At 68.4% G+C, this 13,064-nt stretch carries 13 protein-coding genes; 8 read left to right on the top strand and 5 right to left on the bottom strand.

The features are described 5' to 3' along the window. Positions 1-152: 152 nt before the first annotated feature. A complete protein-coding gene (locus RZ50_RS12515) occupies positions 153-2,027 on the bottom strand; it encodes a regulator (RefSeq protein WP_254802465.1) in 1,875 nt (624 codons plus the stop codon). A 309-nt stretch (positions 2,028-2,336) separates the two neighbouring features. Here RZ50_RS12515 and RZ50_RS12520 point away from each other — a divergent pair, with 309 nt between their 5' ends. Then, positions 2,337-3,098: a 3-hydroxybutyrate dehydrogenase gene (locus tag RZ50_RS12520; protein WP_196949999.1), complete on the top strand. Its 762-nt coding sequence runs from the start codon at positions 2,337-2,339 to the stop codon at positions 3,096-3,098. Positions 3,099-3,705: 607 nt separating this feature from the next. Here RZ50_RS12520 and RZ50_RS12525 read toward each other — a convergent pair. Both RZ50_RS12525 and RZ50_RS12530 read right to left on the bottom strand, forming a co-directional pair. Then, the gene (locus RZ50_RS12525; RefSeq protein WP_196949998.1) at positions 3,706-4,206 is read right to left on the bottom strand and encodes an NUDIX domain-containing protein; all 501 of its coding nucleotides are present in this window, start codon (positions 4,204-4,206) and stop codon (positions 3,706-3,708) included. A 30-nt stretch (positions 4,207-4,236) separates the two neighbouring features. Next, the gene (locus tag RZ50_RS12530) at positions 4,237-5,589 is read right to left on the bottom strand and encodes a tetratricopeptide repeat protein (RefSeq protein WP_196949997.1); all 1,353 of its coding nucleotides are present in this window, start codon (positions 5,587-5,589) and stop codon (positions 4,237-4,239) included. A 191-nt stretch (positions 5,590-5,780) separates the two neighbouring features. On the opposite strand from RZ50_RS12530, the gene RZ50_RS12535 reads away from it, so the two are divergent. From RZ50_RS12535 to RZ50_RS12545, 4 genes are all read left to right on the top strand, one after another. After that, the gene (locus tag RZ50_RS12535) at positions 5,781-6,299 is read left to right on the top strand and encodes an ATP-binding protein (RefSeq protein ID WP_196949996.1); all 519 of its coding nucleotides are present in this window, start codon (positions 5,781-5,783) and stop codon (positions 6,297-6,299) included. 222 nt (positions 6,300-6,521) lie between these two features. Continuing rightward, positions 6,522-7,646 carry a radical SAM protein gene (locus RZ50_RS12540; protein ID WP_196949995.1) on the top strand — a complete coding sequence of 375 codons (1,125 nt, stop codon included), beginning with the start codon at positions 6,522-6,524 and terminating at the stop codon, positions 7,644-7,646. Beyond that, positions 7,643-7,777, top strand: coding sequence for a hypothetical protein (locus RZ50_RS29705; protein WP_256463703.1), 135 nt, complete (start codon positions 7,643-7,645; stop codon positions 7,775-7,777). The genes RZ50_RS12540 and RZ50_RS29705 overlap by 4 nt, the downstream gene beginning before the upstream one ends. Before the next feature lie 72 nt (positions 7,778-7,849). Next, complete coding sequence (locus tag RZ50_RS12545) at positions 7,850-8,659, top strand: aminoglycoside phosphotransferase (RefSeq protein ID WP_196949994.1); 810 nt, start codon at positions 7,850-7,852, stop codon at positions 8,657-8,659. Positions 8,660-8,682: 23 nt separating this feature from the next. On the opposite strand, the gene RZ50_RS12550 is transcribed toward RZ50_RS12545, so the two are convergent. After that, positions 8,683-9,588 carry a hypothetical protein gene (locus RZ50_RS12550; RefSeq protein ID WP_196949993.1) on the bottom strand — a complete coding sequence of 302 codons (906 nt, stop codon included), beginning with the start codon at positions 9,586-9,588 and terminating at the stop codon, positions 8,683-8,685. Between the two features lie 318 nt (positions 9,589-9,906). Between RZ50_RS12550 and RZ50_RS29710 the strand changes: the two genes are divergently transcribed. Further along, positions 9,907-10,041 (top strand): hypothetical protein, encoded by a 135-nt coding sequence (locus RZ50_RS29710; RefSeq protein WP_256463704.1) that lies wholly within the window; start codon positions 9,907-9,909, stop codon positions 10,039-10,041. Positions 10,042-10,644: 603 nt separating this feature from the next. Here the strand turns inward: RZ50_RS29710 and RZ50_RS12555 are convergent. Next, on the bottom strand, positions 10,645-10,860 hold the full coding sequence (locus RZ50_RS12555; RefSeq protein WP_196949992.1) for a hypothetical protein: 216 nt from the start codon (positions 10,858-10,860) through the stop codon (positions 10,645-10,647). A gap of 246 nt (positions 10,861-11,106) precedes the next feature. Here RZ50_RS12555 and RZ50_RS12560 point away from each other — a divergent pair, with 246 nt between their 5' ends. Together RZ50_RS12560 and RZ50_RS12565 are read left to right on the top strand one after the other, a co-directional pair. Continuing rightward, complete coding sequence (locus RZ50_RS12560; protein WP_196949991.1) at positions 11,107-11,277, top strand: hypothetical protein; 171 nt, start codon at positions 11,107-11,109, stop codon at positions 11,275-11,277. A 377-nt stretch (positions 11,278-11,654) separates the two neighbouring features. Then, entirely contained in the window at positions 11,655-13,022 is a 1,368-nt protein-coding gene (locus RZ50_RS12565; protein ID WP_196949990.1) for an MFS transporter, read from the top strand. The last annotated feature ends 42 nt before the right edge of the window (positions 13,023-13,064 follow it).

Below are 13,064 nucleotides of genomic sequence, written 5' to 3' on the forward strand. Positions count from 1 at the left end.
CGTTCGGCCCGGCCGTACCGGTGTTCCCGGCCGACTACGAGAGCGACTTCGCCAGGCTGCGCGGCGGCCCGCTGGAACGGGCGGGCTCCGCGTGGCTGGTCCCGCTCCCGATCGCCCTCGGGGTGGGCGCGGCCCGGTTGCCGAGCAGGGCCTCAGATCACCCCCGCCTGACGGGCCGTCTCCTCGAAGGCGCGGGCCACCGGGCTGCCCCGGTAGGGGGTGAGGCGGCGGTGGAAGTCCCGGACGTACTCCAGCGAGCGGGCCGAGCGCATCTCCCCCGCCGCCCGCAGCGCGTCGGTGGCCATGGTGCAGGCCTCGTCGAGGTCGCCCATGCCGAGCCGGGCGGTGGCCAGCACCAGTCGGCAGAAGATCCGGCTGCGCGCGTAGGCGGGCGAGCGCAGTCGCAGCGACTTCTCGGCGTGCTGCGCGGCGGTGCGCCACTGCTGGAGGTCGCGGTAGCAGTGGGCGAACTCGTCGGAGAGCTGGGCCTCGTCGAAGTACCGTGCCCAGGCGGGCAGTTCGTCGCCCGTCCGGGAGGCGGCCAGCGACCGCTCGGCCCGTACCAGTGCCGTGGTGCAGGACCGGACGTCGCCCAGCAGGCCGTGCCCACGCGCCTCGGCGGCGTGCATCAGCGACTGGACCACCGGCGGCACGGCGGTGCCCACGCCCTGCTGGGCCACCCTGGCGAGCTGGACGGCCTCCCGGCCGTGGCCCAGGTGGACGGCCTGCTGGCTCATCGTCACCAGGACGTAGCCGCCGAGCGCTCGGTCCCCCGCGGCCTGGGAGAGGCGCAGCGCCTGGACGAAGTAGCGCTGGGCGAGGCCGTGCGCCGCGATGTCGAAGGACGTCCAGCCGGCCAGCCTGGTCAGGTCGGCGACCGCCCCGAACAGGGCCCGGCCGATCTGCTCGCCGTAGCGGCCGCGCAGCATCGGCTCGGCCTCGCTCTCCAGGTAGCGGACCAGCGCCTGGCGGGCGTGGCCGCCGCCGTAGGCGTGGTCGAGCGCACGGAAGAGGTCGCCGACGGCGCGGATGGCGGCGATGTCGCCGCGGCCGACCCGCAGGGTGGGGCGGGACTCGCGGGCCGGGTCGGTGTACGGGGGTTCGACGGCGGTGGGCGGGCGGCGGCTCTGGATGGGCACCCGGCCGATGGGGGCGGCGGTGCCGGTGGTACCGGAGGTGCTGCGGGAGCCCGGGGCGCCCGGGGTGTGGATGCCCTGGGCCTGGACGCGCGCCGGGCCCGGGGCGGGTGCGCCCGGCGCGTTCTGCCTGGGCGTTTCGGCGGGCGGGGCGCCCGGGCTCGGCGGGCCGGTGGCGGTGTCCGGGCGGGCCAGTGTGGAGCCGTCCCGGGCGACCCGCTCGTCGGTGCGACCGATCAGCCAGTCCCGGCTGGGGACGACCAGGCCGGCCGGGGTGAAGGCGATCCGGCGCAGCTCGGACTGCGGGCCGTTGTCCTTGCGCCACATGCTCGCCACGATGTCCACCGCCTCCTGCGGGGTCTCGGCGAACTCCAGGCCCGCGTAGACCGGGGCGCAGGCGTCCAGGCCGAGGTCCTGGGCGGTGAGGCGGCGGCCGAGGCGGCGGGTGAAGACCTCGGCGATCAGTGCCGGGGTCGCGCCGCGGGGCTGCTGGCCGCGCAGCCAGCGGGTGACGGAGGTCTTGTCGTAGCGCAGGTCGAGGCCGTGCTCCAGGCCGAGCTGGTCGACCCGGCGGGCCAGGCCGGCGTGCGAGAAGCCGGCCTCCTCGATCAGCGCGGCGAGCTGGCCGTTCTGCGGGGTGGGGCCGGTGTGGCTGGTCGTGCGCGCGGGCGCGGGCGCGGCGGTGGCTTCGTGCCGGTCGGGTGTGGCCTGCACGGGCAGCCGCGGTTCGTCGGTGGCCGATGCGTCGGCGGTCAGCGTGTCGGCCGTCAGGGCGTCGGGGGCCGGGGCGTCGGGGGCGTCCGGAAGGGCCCGGCCGACCGGGCCTCGGTGCTGGCCGAGCGGGTCGAGCGGTCCGTACGCCGGGCTGTCGGTTGCAGGCCGTTGGGGCATGTCAGTCAACACCTCTCGGACGTCGCACCGGGCTCTACCAGCACTTCGGCGGCCCGGGGCGGCGCCCCCTGTCGGGAATCGGCGTGAATGTAGCGAGCATTCGGGCGCTATGGGTGGATCTGACCGAGCAATCCTCCGAACGGGTGAAGCATTCGCGCCCATTGTGGGGAAGCGAGGCCAGGACGGGTTTGGCCTTTCGCGGTCGAACCGCCGCTCACCCGTCATGGCGGTTCCCTCCACAACCCACCCGGGTGCTGTGGCGGTCCGCCACATGGGAGCCGCGCCGCCGGATTCCTACCGTTCTCGGCCATGGACACCTCTACTGCCCGCCCGCTCGACGGCCGTACGGCCCTGGTCACCGGGGCCGCCTCGGGCATCGGCCGGGCCTGCGCCGAGACCTTCGCCGAGGCCGGCGCCCTCGTCTACGTCGTCGACCTCGCGGCCGGACCGGCCGGGGAGCTCGCGGAGCGGATCGGCGGGCGCGCGATCGTCGCCGACCTCGCCGACCCGGAGGCCGTGGACGCCCTGCCGGACGACGCCGACATCGTGGTCAACAACGCCGGTCTCCAACACGTCGCGCCCGTGCACGAGTTCCCGATCGACCGCTTCACCCTCATCCAACGCGTGATGGTGGAGGCCCCGTTCCGCATCCTGCGCCGCACGCTCCCCCACATGTACGCGCAGGAGTGGGGCCGGATCGTCAACATCTCCTCCGTCCACGGCCTGCGCGCCAGCGCCTTCAAGTCCGCGTACGTCACCGCCAAGCACGCCCTGGAGGGGCTCAGCAAGACCGTCGCCCTGGAGGGCGCCCCCTACGGCGTCACCAGCAACTGCCTCAACCCGGGCTACGTCCGGACCCCCCTGGTGGAGAAGCAGATCGCCGCCCAGGCACTGGCCCACGGCATCCACGAGGACGAGGTCGTCGAGCGGATCATGCTCGACCGCACCGCCCTCAAGCGCCTCATCGAACCCTCCGAGGTCGCCGCCCTCGCCCTCTACCTCTGCACCCCGCCCGCCTCCTACGTCACCGGCGCCAGCCTCCCCATCGACGGCGGCTGGACGGCGCACTGAGCGTTCTCCATTTCGGGGCAATCAAAATCAAAACAAAACAAGAAAAATAAAATAGAAACGAGCACGCCGACCCTCCTCCAGCCAGGAGGGTCGGCGCACTACAGCCCAAGCAAAACAGGGCCAAAATTGGATGCCGCTTCTCCGCACATCGAGAGGCGGCATCCAAAAAGAAAAAAATCAAGGCAGAATTTTGTGGCACCTCTTCGACATGCCGAAGAGGTGCCACTCCGAAATGAGATCTCGCCGCCCAATATGAGACCGGAAAAACAGGACAGGGGGACTGGAGAGAATTGAATAAAAAAATTGATCCGTCCCCCGAGAGAGATGGTCGGATCCAAAATCAAAGGCACCACAGAGGTCGCCACTCTTACCCTCTACCCCACATCACCAGCACGGTGCCCCTCCAAGAGGGAGGCTCGCACACGACGCTTCAAGACCGCAGAATGGAAGGAGAAATGAAAATTTGTGGCGCCTCCTCGACGAATCGAGGAGGCGCCACCAAAGGAAGAAGCCATCCGAAAAATAAGCCCGGCCCCTCGGTGAGTCGAGGGGCCGGGCCAAACACTCGGACCCCTTGCCGCCACCCTGAGCAAGCCAGGTGAAATCGTCAACCATGCCACGAATCGAGGGAGACGCTAGGCCCATTGTTGAGGTAGCTGAGTAGAGCCGACCTGGTGGTGGAGACGAATCCGTCCGGCACGGCGTCGGCGTCGGCCCACGCGACTTCCGAGTGCTTGTCGGGCTCCCCGTTCGTAAGCTTGCCGGACCACCGGTGAGCGGCGAAAACGACGGTCAGGAAGCCGTTGGGCGCCTCGACGCCTCGGGCCCCGTGAATGATGTGGGCCAGTCGCAGATCCTCTGGAGAGACGATGAGTCCGGTCTCCTCCTTGAGTTCGCGAACCGCCGTCTCCGTGATCGGTTCGCCGGGTTCGCTCTTGCCGACGGGAAGATCCCACAGGCCTTGGGCGAACTTGGCTTTGGGCCCTCGTCGCAGGAGGACAACACGCTGGGCTTCGAGGTCGTGAACGATCACGGCGGCCACCAGCAGCGTCATCGACTCCGTAGCGGGCTTGAGGGCAGCAGTCTGATCGGAGGTCGGCTGAGCCACGTCGGTCGGGTCCTTCCTTCGGTGCGGCTGTCATGCCAGTGCCTGGCGTGCCCGGAGCTCCAAGTCGGCGGCTCCTGGAACACCACGTTTACGGTAAGTCGCCAAGCAAGGGCGAATGGAGGAGATTGCCTTTCTCGTACGGTCCGAGGTCATGCCGTCCATGAGGTCGAGGGCACGTCCCCAGGTTGCCACCGCCTCATCCGCTCGGGCCTGGGCGGCCAAGCTGTCGCCGAGATCTGCGTAGGTGAGCGCGTGAACCCGCTTGTACCTCTCGGCGTCCCAACGGACCAGCGCGGCACAGTGCTGCTGTTCGGTCCCTGCGTGATCTCCGAGGTCGGTGAGAGTGCGGGCCGTATGGCTGGCGACAGTGCCGGCCACCGGGCCGCTGACAAGTGAGAAGCCGGCCTGCGGGTCACCGTCGCGGGTAAGGGCGTTCTCCGCCGCAAGGAGCGCCTTGGCGGCGGCAGGCTTGTCGCGGGTGGCAGCGAACGCACGGGCGTGGGTGATGTGGAGGAGCGCCTCGGTCTTTCCGTCCACACGGCTGACGCTTCGGGCAAGAGCGTTCTCGATCAGCGCCACACAGTGGTGGGGTTGCTTGAGGCTGAGTGCTTGATGTGCCAGGGCACGCATCATCCATCCTGCGTGGCCATGGGGGTCCGCCTCCACGGCGAGCTGGTAGCCGACCTGGTAGTAGTGCTGGGCCGCGCCCTCCTGACCGAGGTCGTGGTGCTTCCACCCCGCCAGATAGGCAAGTTCGGCTACCGCGCCGAAGGCTCGACGCCGAGCGCTCTCGTCGGGGAAGCGGCCGTTGAGCATCGGGGCTGCCGTATCGGCGAGATAGGCGGTTACGGTGGTCAGCCCGTGTCCGCCGCCAAGTCGTTCATCTGCGGCGCTGAACACGGCGGTGATCTGCCGGATGACCTCGACCTCTTCAGCGCCGACGCGAGCCCTGCCGGTTCGAGCCCGCATCAGACGGGAGATGGGCTCGGGATCGTAGAACAGTGGCATGGCCACACCAGCAGTGGTGAATGCGGCCACGGCCAGAAAGGTGCGGTGCTCGACATCCGCGCGGCCGAGGTTGGCGACCGCCTCAACCGGGTCGCGGCTCACCGCGAAGGACTCCTCCGGGGTGGCGAAGCCGAGTTCGGCGAGGGTGACCCTGCGCCCGGAGCGGCGGGACAGCGCCTCAGCGACGTACTGACCAACCTGGCCCGCCGGCTGTGCACCGTTGATCCAGTGGGCCACGGCGGACTTGTTGGTGAGCAGCGTCTCGCCGTTCTCCGCGCCGACGCGCCGTACGGCGTTCGCCAACGCCTCGTACGTCCACCTTGCGTTCGAAATTGCCTCTCTGAGGCGGTGGTTGGGCTCTTTGCGTGTGGCCACGATCAATCCCCTGAGGTGGAGCTGTAAACCGCGTAAACCACTCTACGTGTCGATGGGCATACCGATTGTGCTGTTTGGGCGGTTCACTGAATGCGAGCTGCTGGTGGGCGCTGAGCTCCAAATTCCCGAGGGCGAACCGCCGAGCGGCCGCCTACCGCCATGCTGATCAACTCTTCAGTCCGGGAGGGCCGATGAACACCAACGACTGCACCGTGCTCCCGATGTGGGAGACCTGGGAAGTGCAGCCGACAACGGCCGCAGTTCGATCCACCCGGCTGTCGCTGGTGCACGCGGCTCGGTCTTGGCCGGTGCCGCTCTCCGGGGAGTCGCTGCGCGATGTGGAGTTGTGCGCGGCCGAGTTGATCACCAACGCCGTTGAGCACACGGGAAAGCACTGCCAGGTCACCGTCCAGTGGAACGGCATCCGCCTGCGGGTCGAGGTCGCGGATGCGAGCCCGAGGCTGTCGGCCAGGAACGCGGCCGACGACATGGCCACCAGTGGCCGTGGCCTCCTCCTGGTGGGGGCGCTGGCTCACTCGTGGGGCTGGTATCCGGTCGAAGCGGGCAAGGTGGTGTGGTTTGAGGTGGCTCCTGACGAGAGCGTGATGGGAGACGCACGACTCGCCGCGCTCGTCTCCGTCGCTCAGGCCAGAACACAGAAGCCGGGGCTGCCCCTCGGAGACAAGCCGAATGTGCAGGTCGTGTCGTGACGACCTCCTCCATGTTGCCCCGGTACGAGATCCGCGTGATCGACTCCCGGAGCCCCCACTTCCTGTTGCTGGACTGCTGGGGCATCTACGACCGCGAACAGCACACGTACGTACGTGTTCCGGGCTCTTCGGACCGGATCAGGCGCTTCTACACCCGGCACGCTGCTGAGACGCATCTGCGAGTCCTTCGTGCGGCTGCCGACCACCGAGAGAAGGAGAAACATGTTGTACGACCTGATCGCGAGTCCGTTCCTCAACAGCTTCGTTGTGCTTCGGCCGGGTCACCTGGAGGGCATCAGGCTGCCCGAAGAGCGGTTCCAGGAACTTGAACGAGCCCGCGACTCCAGCCTCGACGTTCCGTCCTGGCTGGCAGATGCCGCCCGCGTGCGATGGGGAGTGGGACTGGCTGCTCGACGCGTGGACGCTGCCCTTCTGTTTCGCGACGCCCCGATGTACGGGCACAGCCGGGCGAGCTGGGAGATCAACCTCGGCTGTGACCTGGATTGTGAGCACTGCTACCTCGGGGAGAAGCGGTTTGCCGGTCTGGGCGCCGAAGGCAAGCAGCAGCTGCTCCTGATGCTGCGGGACGCCGGAGTCCTGTGGCTCCAGATCACGGGAGGTGAGGCGTTGATCGACCCGCACTTCGCCGCCTCGTGCCGGCTCGCGTACGAGCTGGGGATGATGATCGAGGTCCTGACGAACGGCACGCGGCTGTCGAACCCCGCGGTCCTGGAGGCACTTGCCACCAGCAGGCCATACCGGGTCACCGTCTCCCTCTACGGGGCGACCGCGGAAACGTACGATTCCTTCACCCGGCGCCGGGGCGCCTACAGGCGGGTCACACGCGGACTGGCCGCCGGGATCGAGGCCGGCCTTCCCCTGCAACTGGCGCTGATCGTCACCGCGCAGAACGCGCACGAGCACGACCGGATGCGCGCAATGGCGGACGAACTCGGGCTTCCCTACAAGGAGTACACCCACATGTCGCCGACTATCTACGGCGGCGCCGAATCGCTCGGGTCCCAGTCGCCTGCCCATCTGAAGCCACTCGAACGGTTCGCGGGCTGCAACGCGGGACACACGTTCCTCCACGTCGACCCGCACGGAAGGGCCTCGATCTGCAAGGTCGGCCGCGATGAGCAGATCGACCTCATGGCCGAAGGCGTACAAGGCCTCAGCCGGCTCGGCGGAATCGCCGACCGCCTCATGCTTCGCACCGGTGGCTGCTCCGGCTGCCAGCTCTCCGGCAACTGCTCGGTTTGCCGGCCGCTGGCCAAGCGCTACCAGGAGGCGAAGGCACCACTGAACACCTACTGCCAGCACGGACAGAAAGGAAACGCAGCATGACCGCTGTCATGGTCGAGATGACCGCCACCCGACGTGAGCAGGACGACGAGACGTTGGAGTTCATCGACAACATGGAGGACTTCGGCACCGACGCCCTCCCCGGGTGCAGCGACGACAACCCGTACCAGTAAGGCGCACACCCCCGGAGGCCGACGGCTGCGGTGCCGTCGGCCTCCGGCCTGACTTCTGGGACCCTGGACACCGTGACCACCACCCGCATCCACTGGGCAGATCTGCCCGACTCCGCGCACCAGGCCGTCACCGCCCGCCTCGGTATGCCGGTCCTTGCCGCGGAGACCGTCTCGGCCGGATTCAACTCCGAGATCGCCGCCAAGCTCACCACCACCGAGGGTGCCGTCTTCGTCAAGGGAATGCAGCTGAGCCACCCACGCGTGTGGACGCAGCGGCGCGAGGCGGAAATCAACCCCTACGTGGAAGGAATCGCCCCCGCGCTGCTGTGGCACCTGGAGCTTGGCGGCTGGAGCCTCGTCGCGTTCAAGTACGTTGAGGCCCGTCACGCGGACTACAAGCAGGACGGAGACCTGGAACTGATGGTCGACGCCCTCAGTCGACTCGGCCGTACCCCGTGCCCGCCGATCGAGCTTCGCCGTGCCGAACAACGCTGGGCGACCTACGTGGACGACCCCGGGATGCTGGCCCGACTCGCTGGCAACTCCCTGTCGCACACTGACCTGAACAACGAGAACGTCCTGATCCAGGGGGACCAGGCACTTCTGGTCGACTGGGCGTGGGCCACCCGTGGAGCGCCCTGGATCGACCCGGCCCTGTGGGTGATCTGGCTGATCGCAACGGGCGACCGCAGCCCAACTGAGGCAGAGGCCTGGGCCGCCAGGCTTCCTGCATGGAGGCTCAGCGATCCGACGGTTGTGGACGCCTTCGCGCACGCCCAGGCCCGCATGTGGGCCGACATCGCCGGAGACGACCCGGACCCGTGGACCGCCAGCCTGAACCAGGCAGCCCAGCAATGGGCTCGCCACCGAGGCAGCCGCTGATCATCCAACGGGCCTGGCGGGTGTCAGCGCGACGCTTCGCACCACGATCGGTTCCGCCCGCTTCTGGCTGGTCGCGAGGCCAAGAGGGCGGTGCGAGCGCGACTGGCGCCTCTGACCGCAACGGAAGCGGCGCAGCCGCTCGCGGCGGATCGCTTCACGAGACCGGCGCAGGAGCGGCAGATGCCGGGCCGAGGCACCGGATCGCGGCACTCCCTGCACTCGGTGTACCGGGCGGTGGGAGGACGCTCCGGGCTTCGGGGTGGCGGCATCTTGTGTTGCAGCCGGTATCTGAGAACGGCAGGCGCCGAATGCATGGGGGCGGGCAGGCCCGGGAGCAAGGCTTGGATCAGGTCGGCCGGGGTGCTTCCGCGCCGCAGCCATTGGGCCACCAAGGGCGCCAGCTCTTCTGCCTCGGCTTGGCCCAGGCGGAGCCGGGGTTCGGGGCGGATCACCCGGAACAGGGTCGCCACCGCTTCCCGGAGCTGCTCGTCGGGCAGGTCGTCCAGGCGCACTTTCTCAGTGGCGGCCGGAAGCGGGGGGAGGGAGGTTCCTTGGTCCCGTTCCTTTACTACAGGGAGGTCTGTACGCCCGGTGGTTGGTTCACCGGCGGCCGGACGGGTGGCAGTCGGTGCCGTCAACCACGGGGTGTCGTAGACGTGGTTCTCAGTCCGTACGGTGCCGTCGGGCAGCCGGATCGTCTCGACGCGGTAGAAGCCGGCGTCGGTGAGTTCCTTGAGGGCCTTGCGAATTGCTCCCCGGCCCTGGGGGCTGGTGTCGGCCATGTGGCGACCGCCCTCGCGCCAGCCGTCGGGGCGGGAGAGGAGGTCGGCGAGGAGGCCTCGGGCGGTGTAGCTCAACTTCCGGTACTGCAGAAGGGCGTTGGGCAACACGGTGAAGTGATGTACGTGTTGGGTACGATGGATGCGCATCGGGAGTTGCTTCTCCTGGTGCCGGACCCCGGGGTGTTGTGAGCATCGCCGGGGTCACTTTTCTGTTTGAGTACGGAACGTAGCACGGCACCGACATCGACAACTGCCTTTTAGGGCAACGGCGTTTATCGCACTTTCCACCGAGGGGGCGTGACCTCGACGGCGGGAAGTGGGAGGCGGCCCGATCTGGGACGGTTATGGGGTGGTCGGCTACATCCATCCCATGGAGTGTGCGGGTTGGTCACATAGTCCAGGGCGCAGGGACTTCCTGCCTTGTGGCGACATCGTCCGCTCCCTCCGCCTCTGGAAGTGGTGACCATGAAGGCCCCTGCACTCGGCTCGGTGGCGACCAGTTCACTCCCGCAGGTGGTGGCCGCGAGTCTGATCGGCACGACGATCGAGCGGTACGACGCCTCGCTCTGGACCGGCTCCCACCTGCGGGTTTGCCAGTAGAGGGCCGTCAGAGTCAGCACGAAACCGGCACGGTGATCCCAGAAGCGTCCTAGCCAGCACTGACAGCGAGAGCTCACAGCGAAGCGCCCCCAGCAGCGAGTCACCCAGCGTTACAGAACTCGCCCTGTTCGAGGCCCTCAGTCAATCGAACGGCGGTCCACTGACCCCGAGTTGAGCCGCCTCCGTATCCGCTAGTCCGGTTCCGTGAGCCGGAGTGCACTGAATGACGGGGTGATGGTCGGGGTTGTCAACAACCTCGACGACCTCGGCATGTTCAGCGTGCCCTTCCAACCGCTCCACTCCCGTCGGCAAGTCTTCGTTGCAACGAACACCTACAAGCAAGCCGAACTCATACATCAACGAATGTCCAGGGCGGCCCACTTCAGGGCGGCTCCCCCTAAAGCCATCTTCACGGTCATGAACAACTCTGACCCGTATGAAGAGAAGCTTTTGGAGCGGGCGGCTCAGTGGTCCCTCGAATTTCGCATTCTCGCCAGGCTGGCACCGGATGGCGACCCGCGCAATTTCTCCGCTGCCACGCTGACGCGCCTCCTTGCCCAACTTCGGAGGACACCCCGGCGTCCGCAACCGAAGTCCGCCGAGCTAGACCTGCCCAGGCTGCTCTCGGTCGAGGGGAAGCGCCTCGCCCGGAGCGCCGGCCTCGAAATCGCTCGTCGTCAGGTTGAGGTGGAGAGACTCACCTGGGATCTTGAGCCTGGACCACCCCCTCTCGGCCACCTTGACCGCTGCAGCCCCTTCCAGGGCCTCACTGAACTGCTTGTCCTGCACGAGCTCTGGGTTCGACATCGGATTCAACACGTCTCCGAATGCCTCCTTCTCCGCACGCTCCGGAAGCTCAAGGGCGCACAGGCTCGTCCAGCTGTCACGACAGCGATCCTGCCGCGATCGTGGGTCTGCGTCTGCGGCACAGAGAGGCTGGCAGCGCCCGTCGTCCCCCGGGCGCCACAAAAAGCCCCTTTGCCTGCCATTAGTCAGCAAGGGGGCCGAAAGGTGTTCACGCTCGCCGCGTAGCCCTACAGTGCCCCGCCCTCGGAGGGGACACCTATGCCACAGATCAACCTGCCGCCGGACACGCCCTGGTGGTTCATCGCGCCTATCGTCGCCGTGCTGGCCATCGCGGTCGCCGTCCGTATGGTGGCCGGCGCCATCCTGCCCCGGCAGTCTCGCGACCGCCTGAGTTGGTGGAAGCTCTGGTTCAACCGGCCGCGGAAGTAGGAGCGCGAGAACGCTGGGGGACGCGTTCTGCGTCCCGACCTCCGACTTGGTCATCTCGGCCCGCGCCCCAGATGTCCTGGGGCGCGGGCCGTCGTCATGAGGTACACAAGTAACACGAGTTGGGGCCGGGCCTGCGCACGGAGCGCAGGCCCGGCCTTCTCGATAGGCAACGTCGCCGTTCGGCGAAGCCGAAGCGGCGACGGGCGACCGACGAGGGTGGGGGGTGGGCAACGGCCAGACGCCGAAGGGGTTATGGGGTGGTCAGGCATATCCACCCTATGGAGTGTGTGGGCCAGCCACATAGTGACGGGGGCGGGGGCTTCCTACCTTGTGGCGACATCCTCCGCTCCCTCCCTCCGGCACTGGAAGTGGTGACCATGAACGTCCCTGCACGTGGTTCGGCGGCGACCAGCTCACTCCCGCGGGTGGTGGCCGCAAGTCTGATCGGCACGACGATCGAGTGGTACGACTACTTCCTCTACGGAACGGCCGCGGCGCTGGTGTTCGGGAAGGTGTTCTTCCCGAACAGTGATCCGCTGACGGGGACGCTGCTGTCGTTCCTGACCTACGCGATCGGATTCGCGGCGCGGCCGCTCGGGGCCCTGGTGTTCGGGCACTTCGGGGACCGGGTGGGGCGCAAGAAGCTGCTGGTGCTCAGCCTGCTGCTGATGGGCGGGTCGACCACGGCGATCGGGTTGCTGCCGACGTACGACTCGGTCGGGGTGATGGCACCGGTGCTGCTGACGGCGCTGCGGCTGGTGCAGGGCTTCGCGCTCGGCGGGGAGTGGGGCGGGGCGGTGCTGCTGGTGTCGGAGCACGGGGACCAGCGGCGGCGGGGGTTCTGGGCGTCCTGGCCGCAGGGCGGGGCGCCGGCCGGGAACCTGCTGGCGGCGGGGGTGCTGTCGCTGATGACGTCGGTGCAGTCGGAGAGCGCGTTCCTGGCGTGGGGGTGGCGGGTGCCGTTCCTGCTGTCGGCGGTGCTGGTGGGGGTCGGACTGTGGATCCGGCTGGCGGTGGACGAGTCGCCGCTGTTCCGGCAGGCGTTGGCGGCACGAGAGGCACGGAAGGGAGAGGCCGCTGAGAAGCCGCCGCTGATCGCGGTGTTGAGGAACCACTGGCGGGAGGTGCTGGTGGCCATGGGCGCGCGGATGGCGGAGAACATCTCGTACTACGTGATGACGACGTTCGTGCTCACCTACGCCGTCAACCACGCACACTTCGACAAGCAGAGCGCGCTGAACGCCGTACTGATCGCCTCGGCGATCCAGTTCGCGCTGATCCCGCTGTTCGGGGCGCTGTCGGACCGGGTCGGGCGCAGGCCGGTGTACCTGGTGGGCGCGGCCGGGGTCGGGGTCTGGGCGTTCGTGTTCTTCGGGATGGTCGACACGGAGTCCTTCGGGGCGCTGGTCGTCGCGGTGACCGTCGGCCTGGTCTTCCACAGCGCGATGTACGCGCCCCAGGCGGCCTTCTTCTCCGAGCTGTTCGCCACCCGGATGCGGTACTCGGGGGCCTCGATCGGCGCCCAGTTCTCCTCGGTGGCGGCCGGCGCGCCCGCGCCGCTGATCGCGACCGCGCTGCTCAAGGACTACGGCAGCGCAACACCCATCTCGGTCTACGTGGCCATCGCGGCGGCGATCACCGTGCTGGCGGTGCTGTGCGGCCGGGAGACCAGGGGGCAGGACCTCGCGGCCGTCGAGGAGCAGCCCGCGGACGGCGTCACGGCCGGAAAGCCCGCCGTGGCCTGAGGGTTGAGCCGATACGATCACGGTTTCCCGGAACCGACGGAC

The organism is Kitasatospora sp. SUK 42, from assembly GCF_015776785.2.
Lineage (GTDB): Bacteria > Actinomycetota > Actinomycetes > Streptomycetales > Streptomycetaceae > Kitasatospora.